The sequence below is a fragment of the Pseudorhodoplanes sp. genome, assembly GCF_059499825.1.
The window spans coordinates 18,941-37,488 of the sequence record NZ_JCABZI010000014.1; the positions used below are offsets into that span (position 1 = coordinate 18,941).

The 18,548-nt window shown below is 64.1% G+C and carries 20 protein-coding genes; 10 read left to right on the plus strand and 10 right to left on the minus strand.

Features of this window, described 5'->3' with window-relative positions:
• Positions 1-188: 188 nt before the first annotated feature.
• The 4 genes from AC5I5I_RS19855 to serA all read left to right on the plus strand — a co-directional run bounded on the left by AC5I5I_RS19855 (position 189) and on the right by serA (position 4,367).
• Positions 189-899 (plus strand): outer membrane protein, encoded by a 711-nt coding sequence (locus AC5I5I_RS19855; RefSeq protein ID WP_495975868.1) that lies wholly within the window; start codon positions 189-191, stop codon positions 897-899.
• Between the two features lie 167 nt (positions 900-1,066).
• On the plus strand, positions 1,067-1,258 hold the full coding sequence (locus tag AC5I5I_RS19860; protein WP_495975870.1) for a hypothetical protein: 192 nt from the start codon (positions 1,067-1,069) through the stop codon (positions 1,256-1,258).
• A gap of 202 nt (positions 1,259-1,460) precedes the next feature.
• Complete coding sequence (locus AC5I5I_RS19865) at positions 1,461-2,633, plus strand: phosphoserine transaminase (protein ID WP_495975871.1); 1,173 nt, start codon at positions 1,461-1,463, stop codon at positions 2,631-2,633.
• 144 nt (positions 2,634-2,777) lie between these two features.
• Positions 2,778-4,367, plus strand: coding sequence for a phosphoglycerate dehydrogenase (serA, locus tag AC5I5I_RS19870; protein WP_495975873.1), 1,590 nt, complete (start codon positions 2,778-2,780; stop codon positions 4,365-4,367).
• A 128-nt stretch (positions 4,368-4,495) separates the two neighbouring features.
• On the opposite strand, the gene AC5I5I_RS19875 is transcribed toward serA, so the two are convergent.
• Together AC5I5I_RS19875 and AC5I5I_RS19880 are read right to left on the minus strand one after the other, a co-directional pair.
• Positions 4,496-5,305, minus strand: a complete 810-nt coding sequence (locus tag AC5I5I_RS19875) for a siderophore-interacting protein (protein WP_495975875.1) — start codon at positions 5,303-5,305, stop codon at positions 4,496-4,498.
• 157 nt (positions 5,306-5,462) lie between these two features.
• Complete coding sequence (locus tag AC5I5I_RS19880) at positions 5,463-6,389, minus strand: DMT family transporter (protein WP_495975876.1); 927 nt, start codon at positions 6,387-6,389, stop codon at positions 5,463-5,465.
• 304 nt (positions 6,390-6,693) lie between these two features.
• Here AC5I5I_RS19880 and AC5I5I_RS19885 point away from each other — a divergent pair, with 304 nt between their 5' ends.
• Together AC5I5I_RS19885 and AC5I5I_RS19890 are read left to right on the plus strand one after the other, a co-directional pair.
• The gene (locus AC5I5I_RS19885; protein ID WP_495975877.1) at positions 6,694-7,980 is read left to right on the plus strand and encodes an adenylosuccinate synthase; all 1,287 of its coding nucleotides are present in this window, start codon (positions 6,694-6,696) and stop codon (positions 7,978-7,980) included.
• Positions 7,981-8,030: 50 nt separating this feature from the next.
• Positions 8,031-9,521: a hypothetical protein gene (locus tag AC5I5I_RS19890; RefSeq protein WP_495975879.1), complete on the plus strand. Its 1,491-nt coding sequence runs from the start codon at positions 8,031-8,033 to the stop codon at positions 9,519-9,521.
• 117 nt (positions 9,522-9,638) lie between these two features.
• Here AC5I5I_RS19890 and AC5I5I_RS19895 read toward each other — a convergent pair whose 3' ends face one another.
• Positions 9,639-9,896: a DUF6894 family protein gene (locus AC5I5I_RS19895; protein WP_495975881.1), complete on the minus strand. Its 258-nt coding sequence runs from the start codon at positions 9,894-9,896 to the stop codon at positions 9,639-9,641.
• Positions 9,897-10,010: 114 nt separating this feature from the next.
• Here AC5I5I_RS19895 and AC5I5I_RS19900 point away from each other — a divergent pair, with 114 nt between their 5' ends.
• Positions 10,011-11,276, plus strand: coding sequence for a COG3904 family protein (locus AC5I5I_RS19900; protein WP_495975883.1), 1,266 nt, complete (start codon positions 10,011-10,013; stop codon positions 11,274-11,276).
• Positions 11,277-11,318: 42 nt separating this feature from the next.
• Here AC5I5I_RS19900 and AC5I5I_RS19905 read toward each other — a convergent pair whose 3' ends face one another.
• The 5 genes from AC5I5I_RS19905 to AC5I5I_RS19925 form a co-directional block, all read right to left on the minus strand.
• Positions 11,319-12,020, minus strand: a complete 702-nt coding sequence (locus AC5I5I_RS19905; RefSeq protein WP_495975884.1) for a methyltransferase domain-containing protein — start codon at positions 12,018-12,020, stop codon at positions 11,319-11,321.
• A gap of 71 nt (positions 12,021-12,091) precedes the next feature.
• The gene (locus AC5I5I_RS19910) at positions 12,092-12,448 is read right to left on the minus strand and encodes a hypothetical protein (protein ID WP_495975886.1); all 357 of its coding nucleotides are present in this window, start codon (positions 12,446-12,448) and stop codon (positions 12,092-12,094) included.
• Between the two features lie 198 nt (positions 12,449-12,646).
• A complete protein-coding gene (locus AC5I5I_RS19915; protein WP_495975888.1) occupies positions 12,647-13,132 on the minus strand; it encodes a pyridoxamine 5'-phosphate oxidase family protein in 486 nt (161 codons plus the stop codon).
• Between the two features lie 197 nt (positions 13,133-13,329).
• Positions 13,330-14,238, minus strand: a complete 909-nt coding sequence (gene rpoH, locus AC5I5I_RS19920) for an RNA polymerase sigma factor RpoH (protein WP_495975889.1) — start codon at positions 14,236-14,238, stop codon at positions 13,330-13,332.
• Between the two features lie 241 nt (positions 14,239-14,479).
• Positions 14,480-15,472 (minus strand): RluA family pseudouridine synthase, encoded by a 993-nt coding sequence (locus AC5I5I_RS19925; protein WP_495975891.1) that lies wholly within the window; start codon positions 15,470-15,472, stop codon positions 14,480-14,482.
• A gap of 108 nt (positions 15,473-15,580) precedes the next feature.
• Between AC5I5I_RS19925 and AC5I5I_RS19930 the strand changes: the two genes are divergently transcribed.
• From AC5I5I_RS19930 to AC5I5I_RS19940, 3 genes are all read left to right on the plus strand, one after another.
• Positions 15,581-15,940, plus strand: coding sequence for a hypothetical protein (locus AC5I5I_RS19930; protein WP_495975893.1), 360 nt, complete (start codon positions 15,581-15,583; stop codon positions 15,938-15,940).
• Between the two features lie 275 nt (positions 15,941-16,215).
• Positions 16,216-16,410 (plus strand): hypothetical protein, encoded by a 195-nt coding sequence (locus AC5I5I_RS19935; RefSeq protein ID WP_495975895.1) that lies wholly within the window; start codon positions 16,216-16,218, stop codon positions 16,408-16,410.
• A 38-nt stretch (positions 16,411-16,448) separates the two neighbouring features.
• Positions 16,449-16,967 (plus strand): MAPEG family protein, encoded by a 519-nt coding sequence (locus tag AC5I5I_RS19940; protein WP_495975896.1) that lies wholly within the window; start codon positions 16,449-16,451, stop codon positions 16,965-16,967.
• 30 nt (positions 16,968-16,997) lie between these two features.
• Here the strand turns inward: AC5I5I_RS19940 and AC5I5I_RS19945 are convergent, their stop codons facing one another.
• The gene (locus AC5I5I_RS19945) at positions 16,998-17,189 is read right to left on the minus strand and encodes a hypothetical protein (RefSeq protein WP_495975898.1); all 192 of its coding nucleotides are present in this window, start codon (positions 17,187-17,189) and stop codon (positions 16,998-17,000) included.
• 63 nt (positions 17,190-17,252) lie between these two features.
• Positions 17,253-18,545 carry a lytic murein transglycosylase gene (locus AC5I5I_RS19950; protein WP_495975900.1) on the minus strand — a complete coding sequence of 431 codons (1,293 nt, stop codon included), beginning with the start codon at positions 18,543-18,545 and terminating at the stop codon, positions 17,253-17,255.
• Between the last annotated feature and the right edge of the window lie 3 nt (positions 18,546-18,548).

The window sequence follows — 18,548 nt, forward strand, 5'->3', positions numbered from 1 at the left end:
TACTCTGCGCCAGCATCGAGATTATCGCCTCGCGCCACGGGCCGCAGCCGGTTCCGCAAATTAGAGTCAATGTCCGCTCGTTAATGCTGGCGACGCGGATGTTATGGTTAGCAAAGCCTTAACCAACGGCATTTATGGTTTCCGAAACGTTGACGCCCGCAAGGGCGAATGCCGAAGGAAGAGTGCTCATGCGTCGATCGATGCAATTTGCCGTGATTTGCGCCGGACTGGCGGCCGCGTCGTTCCAGCTGCCGACGCGGGCGGATGCCGCCGATATGCCGCCATGGCCGCAGAGCCAGCCCACCGGCATAGTGCGGGAATACGTCTCCGGCTGGTACCTGCGCGGCGACATCGGCTATCGCACCAACACCGATATCGGCAGCATGACCTCGTCATTTGCGCTGCCCACGAACACGGACTTCGCCGATGTCGCCACCTTCGGCGGTGGCGGCGGTTACAAGTCCGGCTGGTTCCGGGCCGACGTAACGATCGACTATGCCGGCAGAGCCGGATTTTCGGGCGAAGGTCCATTCGCGGGCGTTTACTCCGCCAAGGTCGAATCCTGGACGGTCCTGGGCAACATGTATCTCGACCTCGGCACCTGGAATGGCGTGACGCCTTACATCGGCGCCGGCGCTGGCGCCGCGACATTCCGCGCCTATGACTTCGCGGCCCCGCTCGGCATTGCGTCGTTGGACTACCAATCGAAGACCCAGTTCGCCTGGGCTTATATGGCCGGGCTCGCCTGGACTTTCGCGCCACGCTGGGCGGTGGATTTCAGCTACCGCCGCGTGAATCTCGGCAACGTGACGTTCAACCCGACGCTGCTCAACGAACTGACGCTGCAGGACCTGACCGCGAACGAATTCCGTATCGGTCTGCGCTATAATTTCGATTGAAGGACAGCCGTCACGTTCGGTTGATCGGAGGCTGACGCTGCGTCTGGTTCATTGCCAGCCGGCGTCAACTCGCCTATCGGTCACTCCCTTTTGAAAAACCGGGGATCGGGATGGCTGCAATCACGATATCGAAATGTTTGCTCGTTGCTGCGCTGGCAACGGCGGCAATGGTCATTGCTGCAGACGATGGATGGGCGAGACGGGCGCAGCCTGCGGAAGGCACGCGCCAGCAACGCATGGACTGCGCCGACGATGCCAGGTTCGTCTGCGGCCGGTTCATTCCCGATGTCGAGCGGATCACGGCCTGCATGAAGGCCAACAAGCGGCAATTGAGCCCGCAATGCCGCCGGCATTTCTAGTCGCACCAGGCGTCTGAATCGATTTGAAGCCCCGGCGCAAGCCGGGGCTTTTTCGTTGTCGGCACCGCGATGCAATGCCCAAACCGTGGTGCATGTCCTGTCGACAGCTCAAAGTTCTTGCGGTTTTCGCGGCACTCCTATACATGCCGCGGCGGGCCACCCCTCCCCAACGAGCGGGCGTGCTATCTGGAAGGATAGAGCAATGACGACGACGACACCCGGCATGCGGCCGGCAAACCCGCATTTTTCCTCCGGCCCCTGCGCCAAGCGCCCCGGCTGGACCCTCCAAGCCCTCAAAGACGCACTCGTTGGCCGCTCGCACCGCTCGAAAGAGGGCAAGGTGAAGCTGAAGCGCGCCATCGACCTCACCCGCGAAATTCTCGAAGTGCCGGCCGATTACCGGATCGGCATCGTGCCGGCGTCCGATACCGGCGCCGTCGAAATGGCGATGTGGTCGCTCCTGGGCGCGCGGCCCGTCACTATGCTGGCCTGGGAATCCTTCGGCGAAGGCTGGGTCACCGATGTCGAGAAGCAGTTGAAGCTGAAAGACGTCACGACCTTCAAGGCGCCGTATGGCGAACTGCCCGACCTGTCCAAGGTCGACAGCGATACCGACATCGTCTTCACCTGGAACGGCACCACCTCCGGCGTGCGCGTGCCGAATGCCGACTGGATCAAGGCCGATCGCAAGGGACTGACGATCTGCGACGCGACCTCCGCCGCCTTCGCGCAGCCGATGGATTTTTCAAAGCTCGATGTCGTGACCTTCTCCTGGCAGAAGGCGCTGGGCGGCGAAGCCGCGCATGGCATGCTGATCCTGTCGCCGCGCGCGGTGGAGCGGCTGGAGACCTACAAGCCGGCCTGGCCGCTGCCGAAGATTTTCCGCATGACCAAGGGCGGCAAGCTGAACGAAGGCATCTTCGTCGGCGAGACCATCAACACCCCGTCGATGCTGTGCGTGGAGGATTATCTCGACACGCTGGCCTGGGCGAAATCGGTCGGCGGCCTGAAGGGCATGATTGCGCGCGCCGACGCCAATGCCGGCGCGGTGCATGACTGGATCGCCAGGACTCCGTGGATCGACAATCTCGCTTCCGATGCGAAGACGCGCTCGAACACCTCGGTCTGTCTGAAGATCGTCGACCCGGCGATCACTGCGCTGTCGGTCGATGCGCAATGGGCCTTCGTGAAAGACCTCGTCGCGTTGTGCGAGAAGGAAGGCGTCGCCTTCGATTTCGCCAATCACCGAGATGCGCTGCCGGGTCTTCGCATCTGGTGCGGCGCCACGGTCGAGACCAGCGACGTCAAAGCGCTGCTGCCGTGGCTCGACTGGGCCTATGCCAAGGCCAAGGACAAGCTGCCGAAGGCGGCGTAGCGACAACGAAACATGCCCCATTCCGTCACCCTGAGGTGCTCGATGCGTAGCATCGAGCCTCGAAGGGCGACGGCCCGGACCGCATCCTTCGAGGCTCGCTTTGCTCGCACCTCAGGATGACGGTTCTCCAACAGGACCATCATCATGACCAAACCCAAAGTTCTCATTTCCGACGCGCTGTCTCCCGCCGCCGTGCAGATCTTCAAGGATCGCGGCGTCGAGGTGGATTTCCAGCCCGACCTCGGCAAGGACAAGGACAAGCTCGCCGAGATCATCGGCAATTACGATGGGCTTGCGATCCGCTCGGCCACCAAGGTGACGCCGAAGATTCTGCAGAACGCGAAGAACCTGAAGGTGATCGGGCGCGCCGGCATCGGCGTCGACAATGTCGATATCCCGGCCGCTACGGGCAAGGGCATCATCGTGATGAATACGCCGTTCGGCAATTCGATCACGACCGCCGAACACGCGATCACGCTGATGCTGGCGCTGGCGCGTCAGATCCCGGCGGCCGACGTTTCGACCCAGGCCGGCAAGTGGGAGAAGAACCGCTTCATGGGCGTCGAGATCACCGGCAAGACGCTGGGTGTGATCGGCGCCGGCAATATCGGCTCGATCGTCATCGACCGCGCACTCGGTCTTCGCATGCGCGTCATCGCCTATGATCCATTCCTGTCGCCCGAGCGTGCCGTCGATCTCGGCGTCGAGAAGGTCGAGCTCGACGAATTGTTCAAGCGCGCCGATTTCATCACGCTGCACACGCCGCTCACCGAGAAGACCAAGAACATCATCGACGCCAAGGCGATTGCGACGATGAAGAAGGGCGTGCGCATCGTCAATTGCGCGCGCGGCGGTCTGGTGGACGAGGTGGCGCTGCGCGCGGCGCTCGATTCCGGTCAGGTCGCCGGCGCGGCCTTCGACGTGTTCTCGACCGAACCGGCGAACGAAAATCCGCTGTTCGGTCATCCCAACGTGATCTGCACGCCGCATCTGGGCGCATCCACCAGCGAGGCGCAGGAGAATGTCGCGCTGCAGGTCGCCGACCAGATGTCGGACTATCTGCTGCGCGGCGCGATCTCCAATGCGGTGAACTTCCCCTCGATCACCGCGGAAGAGGCGCCGCGGCTGAAGCCGTTCATCGCCCTGGCGGAAAGACTCGGTTCGTTTGCCGGTCAGCTCACCGAGACCGGAATCGAGAAGGTCACGATCACCTATGAGGGTGCTGTGGCGCAGATGAAAGTGAAGGCGCTCACCTCGGCGGCCCTGGCGGGCCTGCTGCGCCCGATGCTGCAGGACATCAACGTGGTGTCCGCACCGGTGGTGGCGAAGGATCGCGGCATGGTGATCGAGGAGATCACTCGCGAGGGCGAATGCGATTATGAGAGCCTGATCACGGTGACGGTCACCACCGAACGCCAGACCCGTTCGGTCTCGGGCACGGTGTTTGCGGACGGCCGGCCGCGCATCGTCAACATCAAGGGCATCCGCATGGATGCGGAGTTCGGGCCCTCGATGATCTACATCACAAATCTCGACAAGCCGGGCTTTATCGGCCGCTTCTCGTCGACGCTCGGCGAGGCCGGCATCAACATCGCGACCTTCCATGTCGGCCGCGACGCACCGGGCGGCAACGCGGTGGCGCTGATCGAGATCGACGGAGAATTATCGCCGCAGGTGCTCGATGCAGTGCGCGCACTGCCGCAGGTTCAGTCGGCAAAGGCGCTACGGTTCTGAGCGGCTTCAACGGCAAGCGGACCGCCAGGGCGCCTTCGCTTGCGATTGGTGTCAGCCTCGCTGTCATGCCCCGCCTTCGCGGGGCATGACAGAAGGGGGCGACCGCTTCGATCAATAGCGAACGCGCACTAATCGTTATACGTGTCGTGCACCGCGGCCGCGCCGCGTCGCCAATAGCCGGCGGCCCGCAGCCATTTCGGATTGGCGCCATTCTCGGCAACGAGTTGCGCGCGCAATGCCTTGGCGGTCAGGCTTTCGCACGCGACCCAGGCATAATAGTCGCCATCCGGCAGGGCGAGTTTCCGCAACGCTTCGGCAAGCGGTTGAGGCGAGCCCGTCTCCGCTCCGTTGCGATGGACCCAGATGATCGACGCCTCGACCGCATGTTCGAACGCGATTTCGTCGGCGGCGCTGTCCACTTCCGCCAGCACAACCGCACGGGCATTCCGAGGCAGTTCGGCGAGACGCCGCCCGATCGCCGGCAAGGCGGTGTCGTCGCCGATCAGCAGATGCCAGTCGAAGCCGGTTGGGATCACCAGCGATCCGCGCGGTCCGCCGATATTCAGGATGTCGCCGGGCTTGGCCTGTTCGGCCCATTGCGTCGCGGGGCCGGCCTCGTGGAGCGCAAAATCGATGTCGAGGGTATTGGCCGCGGCATCGTAGCGCCGCGGCGTGTAATCGCGGCTCACCGGTTTGGGCTCGCCGTTCACATCGCGCTCGGTCGATACGGCGTCGGGAAAGAACAATTTGATATGGTCGTCGAAGCCAAGGCTCGTAAAACCGGCCAGTTCGTCGCCGCCAACCGTCACGCGCGTCATGTGCGGAGTCAGCTTCTTGATGTCTTTCACAACAAGGCGCCGGCGTTTGGTTTCGTGGCGAACCCGATACGGAGTGCGGTCATCGCCATGCACGGGCTCGGCCGTCGTCGTCTGTGACATTTTGTAATTGCTCCAAACAATTGTCGCGTAACGCATAGTGCGAAGATACGGGAACTAGATGGGATCCGCCGACTTTGCCGGCAAGGCGCGCTGGCTGGAGCAGGCAATGCCCTTTCCGGAATGCGCAATTGCCGCGGAAAGGGGTCCGGACCGCTGCTCAGGCTGCCGCTTTCTTTCCCGCCAATCGCGTCGCGAGAAGTACGCCGGCCACGATGAAGACCGTCCCGACATAATGAAACCATTGCGGCACTTCGCCCAGCAGCAGCAATGCTTGAAGCGATCCAAACACGATGATGAGCGGATACAGCGCCGCGACCGGATTCGGGCCAAGCAGTTGGACGCCGCGATTGTAGCAGAGATAGGCGAGCAGCGATGGAAACACCGCGAAATAGAGGACGACCGCAGCCATGGTCAGATCGATCGGCGGCAATGTCCGCATCGATAATTCCCATGCGCAGAGCGGCAGGACGATCAATGTCCCCGTGATCGCGATGACGGCCAGGAACGAAATCGGATGGATGGCCGGGCGCTTGCGCACCAGAGGTGAATAGAGCGCGAAGATCGCGATCGCGACCAGAAACCAGATGTCGCCCCGATTGAACGATATCGAATGCAGCACATCCGGGTCGCCGCGCGTGAGGATGACCAGCACGCCGAAGAACGAGGTGATGATGCCCGCGACTTGCCAGAAATTGAGCCGGTCGCCGACCAGCAGATAGGACATCACGCCGATCACCATCGGCATCGTGCACTGGATCAGCAGACCGTTGATGGCGAGCGTATATTGCAGGCCCCAATAGGAGGGAATCGAATATCCCGTGGTCCCCGTAAGGCCCAGCAGGCACAGGATCGGAAGATGCGATCGGATCGCCGGCCAGTCGCGCTTCAGATAAGGCCAGGCGAATGGCAACAGGATCAGCGCGCCGATGCCCCAGCGCAGCACGCTCAAGGTCACGGGCGGAATCGCGCCAGCGACGTGGCGGCCGAGCACGATGTTGAGCGACCACATCAGATAGGTCAGGACAACCAGCAGATAGGCCTGCTGATTGAGCCAGCCGCCGAAGCGGCCGAACGCACTGGCCATCGAACGCCCCCGGCGGGTTGATGGAATGAGCCCGCCGGACGGCGGCCCGGATTTAGGTACACAAGCTCCGCCGCATCCGGAAGGCCGTCCGTCGCATGCGGGCCCAGCGTTAACCCTCCCGGCCGCGAACCTTCCCAAAATTTCATGCTTTTCAACCGCTTATCGCCACGAATCCGGCCATTCGCGGGTCTCATCGTCTTGCCTCAGGGCCACGCTTGCCGTATCCGGAACGGGCCTCGCTAAGGCCGGGCAGATCAGTCAAGCGTGAGCCGCGGGCCGCGCGCCGCGGGAGGAAACTGAACGGATGGCGAATGTAGTTGTCGTCGGAGCGCAGTGGGGCGACGAAGGCAAAGGCAAGATCGTCGATTGGCTGTCCGAACAGGCCGATATCGTGGTCCGCTTTCAGGGCGGTCACAACGCCGGACACACGCTGGTCATCGACGGAAAAGTCTACAAGCTGTCGTTGCTGCCGTCCGGCGTGGTGCGTCCCAACAAGCTGTCGGTGATCGGCAATGGCGTCGTCGTCGATCCGCATGCGCTGACCACCGAGATCGATCGGCTGAAGGAGCAGGGCGTCGCGGTGACGCCGGACAATCTGCGCATCGCCGAGAATGCGACGCTGATCCTGTCGCTGCATCGCGAACTGGAAGCGATCCGCGAATCCGGCGCCGCGCGCATCGGCACCACCAAACGCGGCATCGGCCCGGCCTACGAAGACAAGGTTGGCCGGCGCGCGATCCGGATGATGGACCTTGCCGATCTGCCCGCGCTGCGCAGCAAGATCGAACGGCTGCTGGCGCATCACAATGCGCTGCGGCGCGGCAACGGGCTCGCCGAGATCGCGCCCGACACGGTCTATGACGAACTCGCCGCAGTGGCGCCGCGGATATTGCCCTATCTCGATTCGATCTGGTCGCTGCTCGATACCAAGCGCCGCGAAGGCCGCCGCATCCTGTTCGAGGGTGCGCAGGGTGCGCTGCTCGATATCGACCATGGCACCTATCCGTATGTGACCTCGTCGAACACCGTCGCGGCGCAGGCCGCGACCGGTTCGGGGCTCGGTCCCGGCGCGATCGGTTATGTGCTCGGTATCTGCAAGGCCTACACGACCCGGGTGGGCGAGGGACCGTTCCCGACCGAACAGGACAACGCCATCGGCCGCCTGATCGGCGAGCGCGGGCACGAATTTGGAACCGTCACCGGGCGGCCAAGGCGCTGCGGCTGGTTCGACGCGGTGCTTGTCCGGCAGACCGTCCGGACCAGCGGGATCAACGGTATCGCCCTGACCAAGCTCGATATTCTCGACGGTTTCGAGGAGATCAAGGTTTGCACAGGCTACCGCCTCGAAGGGCGGATGATTGATTATCTGCCGGCGAGCGAGCACGCCCAGGCGCTGGTTGAGCCGGTCTACGAGACCATTGAAGGTTGGCGCGATGCGACTGCCGGAGCCCGGTCCTGGGCGGATTTGCCGGCTCAGGCCATCAAGTATGTAAGATGGATCGAGGAACTGATCGGGTGTCCGGTGGCTCTTTTGTCCACTTCGCCCGAGCGTGAGGATACAATTCTCGTTCAGAATCCGTTCGAGGCGTGACACGATGAGCAATCGGGGCTGCTCTGACATCCGGAGCTGTTCAGGAACGCATGGCTGACTATCAACCTCTGATCCAGCGCGCGATTGCCGGGCTCGACAAGAATACCGGCGAGGCTCGCCGCGCGCTCTATGAGCGGGCGCGGACGGCCCTGGTTGCGCAATTGCGCGGGGTCAAGCCGCCGCTGCAGGAGGCTGAGATCACCCGCGAGCGGCTCGCCCTTGAGGAGGCGATCCGCAAGGTCGAGGCTGAAGCCGCCCGCCGCACCCGCGTCGACGCGCCGGCTGCCCCGGCGGCTCCGCCTGCCGCCGCTCCGCGTTTCCCCAATGCCGCGGCCCCGACACCGAACCGCCCTGCGCGTCCGCCGGCAGCACCTCCGCCCGGACCGGGAATGCCGAAACCGCCGGTTCCGGGCGGCAATCCCGCGCCGGCCGCGGCAAGGCCCGGCCCCGCTGCCGCTGCACCGAAATTCCCTCCGGCGCCGCCGCGTCCACAGCTCCCCGGCGGGACGAAACCGCTGGCAACGCCTCCCGCGTCACCCGCTAGCGCCGCCCGGCCGGCCCGCGATCCGTTTGCGGAACTCTCGGGAGATTTCGATCGCCTGATGGAGCCGCGGCTCGCGCAGGAGGATTTCAATCGCGAGATGCGTCCGCCCGTCCCGGATGACGGGCGCAGTCAGGCGACGGACCCCTTCCGCGAACCGCCGCCGAATCGCGGCGCCCGCCCGCCGCGGGATATGGCCGAAGCGGAAGACGAGGAACTGGAAGAGGATGAGCGGCCGAAACGGACCATCGGCGGTCTCGTCAAGGCGCTGATCGCAGTCGTGCTAGTGCTCGGCATCGGCTGGGTGGCCTGGTCGCAGCGCGGATTGGTGACCGAGATGCTGCAATCGCGCAGCGGCTCGAAGCCGGAGGTGGCAGACAGCAAGACCGGGCAGCCGGCCGCCGGGCGTCCGAAGATCACCGATCGGTTCGGATCGCAGGACACCCAGTCCGGTCCGGCGGTCGCGCAGCGCGTGGTCCTGTACGAGGAAGAGCCGAACGATCCGCAGGGCAAGCGCTATGTCGGATCGGCGATCTGGCGCACCGAAACCGTGTCGCCCGGTCCGGGCCGTCCGCCTGAACTGGCGATCCGCGCCGATGTCGAAATCCCGGAACGCAAGCTGAATATGTCGTTCTCGATCCGGCGCAACACCGACCAGACGCTGCCGGCAAGCCACACCATGGAAGTGATGTTCAACCTCCCGCCGGACTTCCCGGCCGGCGGCATTTCCAACGTCCCGGGCGTGCTGATGAAGCAGGCGGAGCAGACGCGCGGCACGCCGCTCGCCGGGCTCGCGGTAAAGGTCACCAACAATTTCTTCCTGATCGGCCTGTCGGCGGTGGAAGCCGACCAGGCGCGGAATACCCAGCTTCTCAAGGAGCGGGGCTGGTTCGACATCCCGATCGTCTACAACAACAACCGGCGCGCCATTCTCGCGATCGAGAAGGGGACGCCGGGCGAGCGCGCCTTCCAGGAAGCCTTCGCGGCGTGGAAGCAGTAGCGGTCTTTATCGATCGCAGGGTGGATTGAGCGCAGCGAAACCCACCAACGCCTTGCACGGTGACGATGGGTCTCGCATTCGCGCAACCCATCCTACGCAGGACATTCAGGCTTTGCCTCAATGCACCCGCATTGAGCCTTGCCCGGGCTCGATCAGCGCCTCGGTGAAGGGAAATTCCAGCACCACCTCGCCCTCCTCGTCGGTGACTTCGATGGCCGCGCGCATCAGCCGCGGCTCGGCGTCCTCGTCATGGAGAATGTCGCGGATCATGGCGCGGGCCATAGTCCAGGCGTGATCCGGGTCGCGAAGCTCGGCGCCGTCGGGGTCGCGGATCAGTTCCCCGTCGATGCGGGTGTTGAAATAGTAGCGGGGCATAACGCAAGTCTCGCACGCAGCTGTGACAGGATCGCGGCGGAGCCTGCCAAAATCTCTGTCCAATTTGCTCTTTATGCCATTGCCGGTACCCTCGCGTAAGGTGGGAACTGCGCCATGATCGGACGAATTCTGCTCGCGGGGGTGCTGCTCTGGGCCGGGGGCCTGGCGACTGCGCTGCCGTCGCTGGCGCAGAACCCGGTCAGCCGCAAGGCCGACCTGCAAACCAAGCTGGCGAAACAGCCGCTGACCTTCTTCCTGGCGCGCGGGGCGGAGGATTCCTGCGGTCCGGGCTGCCGGGACTGGATCGCCGCTGATGGGCAGTTCGACGAGGGATCGGCCGCCCGGTTCCGGGTATTCCTGGCCCGCACCAAGGCAGGGGACCTGCCGATCTTCTTCAATTCGAACGGCGGCCTGCAGGAGGAGGCGATGGCGATCGGCCGGCTGATGCGCGAGCGGCGGATGCGCGCGGGCATCGCGATGACGCGGCCGGATCTCTGCGTGCGCCGGCCGAAGGAGCCGGTGGTGTGCGAGACCGCCAAGAAATCCGGCAAGCCGCTGGCGTCGCAATGGACCAGCTTCGACGCCAGTTGCAATTCCGCCTGCGGTATCGCGCTGATCGGTGCGGCGGAGCGCTGGGTGCCGCCGGGCGGCGGCATAGGCATCCATTCGCCGGCCTATTACTGCTTCCTGCGCAGCGGGCGCATCGTCGGCCAGAAAGGCGCCGGCCGGCTGGCCGAGCAATGCCGGCAATTCAGCGCACAAGGCGCGAAGGAACTGGCCGCCTATGCGCGCGAAATGGGAATCTCGCAGGGCTATGTCGAGGCAATGGCCAAGGTGCCGCATAACGAAATCCGTTATCTGACCCGCGAAGAACTGAACCGCTTCGGCATCGACACCAGCGATATCGCCGAGACGCCCTGGATGGGCAAGCCCGGCGCTGCGCAGGTGATCGTGAAGGTGTTGCTGGAAGCGACCGGCGCGGATGGCGCCAAACGCATGGGCTGGCTGGAACTGCAATGCAACGCGCGGGGCAGCGGTCCGGCGTCTTCCGCGATCGTGTTCGTGCGTCCAGCGATCGGCGGCGACGCGGGCGAGGGCACCGATGTCCAACTGACTGCGGGTCGGCGCAAATTCGTGTTCCTGCCGCAGGATATGTCGATGCACAAAAATCCGACCGAGCCGGATGCGCCCTATCTGCGCCGCCGGCTGACGGTGGCGACGCCCGATATCGCCGCGCTCGCCACGCAGCCGGGGATGGATCTGCGGATCACACCGAATGCCGGTGCGCCGGATGCGAAGACGCAGGTCACACGCATTTCCAATGGCGGATTGCAGCAGCGATGGAATGCGGTGGAGCAGAGTTGTGAAAAAAGCGAATGAGTAAGGCGCCGCTCTCGTCGCGGCCCGAGACTTGGCCCATGCCTAGCGCGACATGCAGAAATTCACTTCGCTTCCGAGCGAGGGAAACAGCGAGCCGAAGGCGACGTTCAGCCTGAGCCAGAATGCCGAATTCTCGATCGCATGACCGTTGTTGCGGGTCAGGTACGAGCCGGAAAGAAAGCGCAAGCGCAGGCCCTCCGATTGCGCGAACAGTTCGAGCCGCTCAGGCGACAGGATGCTGACATGACCGAAGGGGCGGGCGCGCTGCCGCAGCCTTCGCTCGTAACCGAGATCGGCAATCAGCTTCGGCATGGTGGGTGAACCACCCACAATCAGTCCGTCCTGCCCCAGGAACGGCAGGACCGCGCGCAGGCAAGCCTCCGGCATATGGAGATGTTCAAGCAGATGAAGGTACACGACCACGTCGTAGTGCCGGTCCAGCGCGGGGCGCGCTCCGGATTCGACATTGAAGCGGGTGTAATGCGTATAGCCCTTGGCGGCCAGCATCGCAGGGTCGCCTGCGATGTCGACCGCATCCCAGCGCTGGAGGATGGAAGGCCGGCCAGACGCGCTGCCCGACATCATGAAGGTGAGCATCTGTCCGCGATCGACACCGACTTCCAGAACATCCAATGGCCGGCCCAGCGCTTTCGCATGCGTTTCGATCAAATGCCGGACGAACCAGTAGCGCAGAAATCGCAGCGGATAACGCGTCAGACGATCGCCTGGGAAGTACTCAGACATGCGATCGATCGCATCGAAGGCGTCAAGGCGCCAGCCAGCCGGCCAGAACGCTGTGGGAAGGGCAGCCGACATCAGGGGACGATCACGACCGGTGCGAGTGCAGCCGCGGCACCGACATTGATGGCGGCAACCTGACGCGCCCCGCCGCGAAGCGCCATGCCGGCGAGGAAGATAAACATCGCGATCATTGCCGTGGTGGCATGACACGACGATAGCCCCGTCAGCAGAACAAGGCCGGCCACGCCGAGAGCGCAGCCGCACCAAGTGCGCCCGTACAGATCCACGCCACATCCGTCAAAGAAGGACTTGATGGCAAAATTGCCGGATAACGTCATCAGCGACAGCACGATATAGACTGCGGGAAGGCTGTTTTCGAACGCGGTTTCGAACGCGAGCGCTGTTTCGTTCAGAGACCAGAGTAGTTCCACTGATGGAGATCCACGATCAGAAACAAGGTGCGGCCTTTTTCTTAATTCTACGCGCCCGACTGATCAAGTCGTCCGCGACAAACCGCATCTTGATCGATTGCAACGCGTCAGGAGCCGGCATTCCATCCATGCGAGGAGCACAAGACGCCACGGCGTTTCTTCCCGTGACGGGTGTTGCGTGCTGAGCGGCGATGCCGACTATTTCAAGCTCACCTCGGCGACCTTGTCCTGGTAATCCTTCTTCGGGTCGGCGCCGAGCAGCATCTTCACGCCTGCGATCAGGCTGTATTCGTCGAGCCAGATTTCCGCGCGCTCGGCATCGAAGCGCAGCAGTGCGAGATTGGGATCGTCCTTGCCGCCCTTGAACCAGGCAGCGACATAGGGATTCCACAGCCGCTCGATCGTGGCGCGATCGTTGTCCTGCGCGATATGTCCGTGGATGGTGGCGAACAGGTCGTGACCTTTCGAGGCGAAGGTCGCATCGGCATGCGCGCCGTTGCGCAGGTTCTTGACGAGTTCGCTGTCGCGCGCGGTGAAGAACCAGATCGGACTGCGTTCTTCCTCGACCTGCGCGGTCATCGGTCTTGCATGCCGGTCTTCGACGCCATCGACGCCCAGCATCACGGTCATGTCGGATTTGAGGGCTTTCCAGAATTTGGCTTCCAGTTCTTGCGGCGTCGGCATGCGTCTCTCCTGTTGCTGCAGGACAGAAGCCGGATCGGGGCCGTGCGGTTCCCGGCGTCGGCAGAAGCGGGCTCGATGCTTACGGCGATGGTGCCCGCGTGAGCGTGGATGCCGAACACAGGCCGGGGAATGAAAAAAGCCGGGCATTGCTGCCCGGCTTTTTCTTCGTTGATGTGGCTTTCCTTGCCGCGCGTGGATCAATGCGCCGGCAGCGCTTCCTGCTGCTTAGGCGTTTCCATCGCGGCGACGCGATTCTTCACCGCCTTCTGCACCTTCTCGAAGGCGCGCACCTCGATCTGGCGCACGCGCTCGCGCGACACGCCGAATTCGGCGGCGAGTTCCTCGAGCGTGACCGGATCGTCGGCCAGACGCCGCGCCTCGAAGATGCGGCGTTCGCGATCGTTCAGCACGGTGAGCGCGTGATCGAGCGCGGACCTGCGATTGTCGAGTTCTTCGGTTTCGGCGAGCACATGCTCCTGGCCTGCGGAATCGTCCGCCAGCCAGTCCTGCCACTCGCCGGAATCGCCATCGTCGCGGATCGGAGCGTTGAGCGAGGAATCCCCGCCCAGCCGCCGGTTCATGTCGACGACGTCCTTCTCGGTCACGCCGAGGCGCTTGGCGATCTGCGCCACCTGATCGGGCTTGAGATCGCCTTCGCCGAGCGCCGAAATCTTGCTCTTCGCCTTGCGCAGGTTGAAGAACAGCTTCTTCTGGTTCGCGGTCGTGCCCATTTTCACGAGCGACCACGAACGCAGGATGTATTCCTGGATGGCGGCCTTGATCCACCACATGGCATAGGTGGCGAGGCGGAAGCCTTTATCGGGCTCGAACCGCTTCACCGCCTGCATCAGGCCGACATTGCCTTCCGACACGATTTCGGAAATCGGCAGGCCATAGCCGCGGTAACCCATCGCGATCTTGGCGACGAGCCGCAGGTGGCTGGTGACGAGCTTGTGCGCCGCGTCGCGGTCGCCGTGCTCGCGCCAGGATTTGGCCAGCATGAATTCCTCCTGCGGTTCCAGCATCGGGAACCGCCGGATCTCTTCGAGATATCGCGACAGACCGCCTTCGGCGGTAATCATCGGCATAGCCGCAGAACGGGCCATGACTTGCGCCCTCCATTCATTCATGCCCCCGAGGATCGGCGGGCATATGCCCCGCCGCCGTCAACGGGCCGGCGGAACATGCTGCGGTGCAACATACCGCATTGGCAGCATATGTGACATGGATTACGAAAGGAAGTTACATTCCCGTCACCTCAGCGTGAACACAAGGTGACCGAAAGCCGTAATCCAAGTCGTTGATTTACATCGTCTTTTAAAGATACGCCCAACCGGGCACGAAGTTTCAGATGCGGGACAGGCTACCACGCAAACGGGCGAGCGGGACCGGCAGTTCCGACTGGAATTGCTCGATCTTGCCCGAAACAGGGTGCTGGAAAACCAGCAGATAAGCATGCAGGGCCTGCCGTCCAAGGGCCTGCAGGGCGTCCTGGGCCGCCTCGGGCAGGCGCACCGCCTTGGTGCGGTATCCCGTCGCATAGGTCTCGTCGCCTAGAATCGGGTGGCCGAGATGGGCGAGATGCACCCGGATCTGGTGAGTCCGGCCGGTCTCCAGCCGGCATTCGATCAGGCTGGCGATCGGTTTCCCGTCCGCCCCGGCATAGCGCTCCTTCACCTCCCAATGGGTGATCGCCTCGCGGCCGCCCTGGCGCACCGCCATCTTGTCGCGGGAATGCGGATGCCGGTCGATCGGCGCATCGATGGTGCCGCGGGCGCGGTCCGGCACGCCCCAGACCAGCGCGAGATAGCCGCGCTCGAGATCGCCGGTGCGGCCATGGTCGGCGAATTGCGCGGACAGTGACTGATGCGCCTTGTCGGTCTTGGCCACCACCATCACGCCCGAGGTATCCTTGTCGAGCCGGTGCACGATGCCCGGCCGCATCACCCCGCCGATTCCGGACAGGGTATCGCCGCAATGGGCGATCAGCGCATTGACCAGCGTGCCGGTCTGGTGGCCGGCGGCCGGGTGCACCACGAGGCCGGCCGGCTTGTCGATGACGACGACCTGGTCGTCCTCATGCAGGATGGTGAGGGGGATGGCTTCGCCTTCGGGCTCGGCCGGCTCCGGCGGCGGCACGTCCACGGTCAGCACTTCGCCGGCCTTCACCTTGTAGCCGGGATCGTCGACCGCGCGCCCGCCGGCCGTGACGGCGCCCTCCAGGATCAGCGCCTTCAGCCGCGTGCGCGAGAGGTCGGCGAGCCCCGCCGCCAATACGCGGTCGAGCCGGGTGCCGGCGTCTTCGGCCGCGACGGTGAGGGTTTCGGTGGAGGCTGTCATTGGGGAGGGGGGTATGTCGCATGAGGGCAAGTTGCAAGCGTTGTCATAGTGGCTTACCCCCTCCCGACCGCCCTTTGCGGAAGCGGCAAAACGCAACCACTACCAACCATGTCCACGCCAGATCCCCTGAAAGACCCCGACGGCAAGCCGCTCGACCCGCAGGCGCAGGCGGTGGTCGACCGCGTGCGCCGGATGTCTGCGATCTCCGGCTTTGCCACCGTGTTCGGCATCGCGGTGGTGATCGTTGTGATCGGCTGGAAGCTCTCGCGTTCGGGCGACACCGCGCCGCCGGCGCAACCGGTCGACGTGATGGCGATGTTGCCGAAGGGCGCGCGCATCATCGCAGCGCAAACCTCAGGCGACCGGCTGGTGGTGACGGTGGATGTGAACGGGGCGATCGAGGTGCGCACCTTCGACACCCGCACGCTGCAGCAGACCGGGCGGCTGCGCTTCGTCGAAGAGCATTAGACCGTTTTCGAGCGAAGTGGGCACCAGTTCGCGTTAAGAAAACGCGTCAAAAAGACTCCGGGCGCGCGCTTGCCGCGTCGCACGCGCGCGGTCGATCCGCTTTGTCACAGCATTCGGTCTGCCCGGTTCCTGCGCATCACGCGATTTTTCATGAATTTGACGCGGCACCCATCCGCGATCGCCGCGTTGTTCCGGCACTCGATCCAGTTCCCAATTCCGACTGAACGGAGATCTGCATCTGCGCGCAAGCAGAAGAAAAACTTGAGGAGATTGCGATGTCAGATATTTCGATTGGTAATGTGTTTCCCGATCCTATTCCCACGCCGGCCTGTCCGGTGTGCGGCGGTGAGACGATCGCCGCGCAGATGCATGCCGCGGTAGCGAAGGTCACCGATGTGTTTCGCTGCAAGCGCTGTCATGTCGAATATCCGGTGGTGAAGAGCAACGGCAACGGCGCCGCTCCGCGTTAAACAATGCTAGTCTCCGCGCATTGAGCGCGGGGGCGGCGATGACGGACAAGCAGAGAGGTGTGCTGAGAGGCGTGGTGGCGGGGCTCGCCATCACGCTCGTGGTGCTGGGGCTCGCAATCGCGGGCCTGCTGCCGCCGCTGATGCCGGGCGCGCAGGCGCCGCTCACGCACGCACTCAGATGGGACACGCTGGTGCTCGCCTGCCTCGCGATCAATATCGGCCTGTTGGCGCGGCACCGTTTCTTCACGCCGGACGACATCGATGGCGGCGGGCTGACGCCTGGCACCGCGACCGCGCATCTCCTGCAATCGATGCTGCAGAACACGCTGGAGCAGAGTGTGCTGGCGCTCGGCGTGCATGCGATCTGGGCCGTCGTGATGCCGCAGGGCTGGCAGGCGGCAGTGCCGGCCGCGGTGATCCTGTTCGTGATCGGCCGCGTGCTGTTCTGGCGCGGTTACGCCAGCGGCGCACCGGGCCGCGCGCTGGGGTTCGCGCTGACGTTTTATCCGCAAGTGGTGATGCTGGTGGTGATCATGGCGTATGTGCTGGTGGGGTGAGAGGCAAAGCTCCGCAGTCGCCACGCGCATTCAGTGATCCTGCGGTGGTCTGGTGCGCGCGACCAGCATGAGGCCGATGGCTGCGGCAACGATACCGAGCAGCGCCGGCAGCACGGCCTCGGTGAACATGTTGACGCTGCGCGACATCATCATGGTGCCGAGAAAGCTCATGACCGACCACAGCAGGCCGAGAACGATCAGGACAAATCCGAGAAGTCTCATGGCATCAGCTCCGAGCGTGCCTCGTTGTTGTAATTGGACGCGGGGCGACCGTCGCCCCACCTGTTAAGGCCGCCCCACCAACCGCCCCAAAAACTCCGGCGTCGGATGCCCGTCCGGTGTCATCCCGAATTGTACCTGCATCGCGCGAATATCGTCGCGCTGATCGAAATCGATCATGCCCTGCAGGTTGCTCGGCTTGAAGCCGCGCTTCGCAAGCTCCTGCTGAATCGTCATCCTGTCCTCGCGCGAGAGCTGCACGTCGTTGTCCGGCCAGCGGCCGGCAAACGGCGGTGCGCCGCGAAAGCGATCGGCGAGGTGGAGCACGGCGAGCGCATAGACGTCCGAGATGTTGTAGGTCTTGATCACCTCAAAATTCTTCGTGACCAGAAACGCCGGCCCGCGTGCGCCGGAAGGAAACAAGAGCGTCGCCTCGTCGCGTGTCGTGGTGGTCGGCAGATTGCCGCCGTCGGTGCGCCGGAAGCCGAGCGTCACCCATTCGCGGAACGAGCTGCGGCTCTTGCGATAATCGAAGCCCTGCGGCACCTGCACCTCATAGCCCCAGGGTACGCCCGGCTGCCAGCCATGCTCCTTCAGGTAATTCGCGATCGAGGCCAGTACGTCCGGCACCGACGTCCACAGATCGCGCTTGCCGTCACCGGAGAAATCCACCGCCCAGCGCATGAAGCTCGAGGCGATGAATTGCGGCTGCCCCATCGCGCCGGCCCAGGAGCCGATCATGCGTTCCGGCGGAATGTGGCCCTCCTGCAGGATGAGCAGCGCGGTGATCAGTTCGTCGCGCGCAAAGTCGCCCTTGTAATTGTGGAAGGCGAGCGTGGCGAGCGACGGGATCACGCGCTTGCCGCCCTGGTTGGCGCCGTAGCTGGTCTCGATGCCCCAGATCGCGACGATCACTTCGCGCGGCACGCCGAAGCGGTGCTCGATCGAATCGAGGAGACCGCGCAATTCGCCGATGCGGCGGATGCCGTTCGACAGGCGCGGCTGCGCGACGAGGGAATTCAGATAGTCGCCGACCGGGCGGCCGTATTCCGGCTGGCGGCGGGAGAGGCGGGAGATTTCGGCGTCATAGGCGACGTTCGCCAGCGCGCGATCGAATGTCGCAGGCGTGACGCCGCGCTGTTGTGCAAGCGGGCGCAGCTGCTCGATATAGCCGCGGAAGGAGCGGGCTTGCGGATCAGGGGATTGCGCGGGAGCGTTGCCGACGCAGACGCACAGCGTGATGCAGGCCGCGAACGCTCTTATTCCGGCCGTGAAGCTCTTTCTTTTCCCTCCCCCCGCGAAGCGGTGGGGAGGGTGGCGAGCCGCATCAGCGGCGAGCCGGGTGGGGGGATTTTTCAATGA

Coding starts and splice junctions, on each gene's coding strand:
- AC5I5I_RS19855 (WP_495975868.1), top strand. CDS start 189: ATGCGTCGATCGATGCAATTTGCCGTGATTTGCGCCGGACTGGCGGCC.
- AC5I5I_RS19860 (WP_495975870.1), top strand. CDS start 1,067: ATGGTCATTGCTGCAGACGATGGATGGGCGAGACGGGCGCAGCCTGCG.
- AC5I5I_RS19865 (WP_495975871.1), top strand. CDS start 1,461: ATGACGACGACGACACCCGGCATGCGGCCGGCAAACCCGCATTTTTCC.
- serA (WP_495975873.1), top strand. CDS start 2,778: ATGACCAAACCCAAAGTTCTCATTTCCGACGCGCTGTCTCCCGCCGCC.
- AC5I5I_RS19875 (WP_495975875.1), bottom strand. CDS start 5,305: ATGTCACAGACGACGACGGCCGAGCCCGTGCATGGCGATGACCGCACT.
- AC5I5I_RS19880 (WP_495975876.1), bottom strand. CDS start 6,389: ATGGCCAGTGCGTTCGGCCGCTTCGGCGGCTGGCTCAATCAGCAGGCC.
- AC5I5I_RS19885 (WP_495975877.1), top strand. CDS start 6,694: ATGGCGAATGTAGTTGTCGTCGGAGCGCAGTGGGGCGACGAAGGCAAA.
- AC5I5I_RS19890 (WP_495975879.1), top strand. CDS start 8,031: ATGGCTGACTATCAACCTCTGATCCAGCGCGCGATTGCCGGGCTCGAC.
- AC5I5I_RS19895 (WP_495975881.1), bottom strand. CDS start 9,896: ATGCCCCGCTACTATTTCAACACCCGCATCGACGGGGAACTGATCCGC.
- AC5I5I_RS19900 (WP_495975883.1), top strand. CDS start 10,011: ATGATCGGACGAATTCTGCTCGCGGGGGTGCTGCTCTGGGCCGGGGGC.
- AC5I5I_RS19905 (WP_495975884.1), bottom strand. CDS start 12,020: ATGTCTGAGTACTTCCCAGGCGATCGTCTGACGCGTTATCCGCTGCGA.
- AC5I5I_RS19915 (WP_495975888.1), bottom strand. CDS start 13,132: ATGCCGACGCCGCAAGAACTGGAAGCCAAATTCTGGAAAGCCCTCAAA.
- rpoH (WP_495975889.1), bottom strand. CDS start 14,238: ATGGCCCGTTCTGCGGCTATGCCGATGATTACCGCCGAAGGCGGTCTG.
- AC5I5I_RS19925 (WP_495975891.1), bottom strand. CDS start 15,472: ATGACAGCCTCCACCGAAACCCTCACCGTCGCGGCCGAAGACGCCGGC.
- AC5I5I_RS19930 (WP_495975893.1), top strand. CDS start 15,581: ATGTCCACGCCAGATCCCCTGAAAGACCCCGACGGCAAGCCGCTCGAC.
- AC5I5I_RS19935 (WP_495975895.1), top strand. CDS start 16,216: ATGTCAGATATTTCGATTGGTAATGTGTTTCCCGATCCTATTCCCACG.
- AC5I5I_RS19940 (WP_495975896.1), top strand. CDS start 16,449: ATGACGGACAAGCAGAGAGGTGTGCTGAGAGGCGTGGTGGCGGGGCTC.
- AC5I5I_RS19945 (WP_495975898.1), bottom strand. CDS start 17,189: ATGAGACTTCTCGGATTTGTCCTGATCGTTCTCGGCCTGCTGTGGTCG.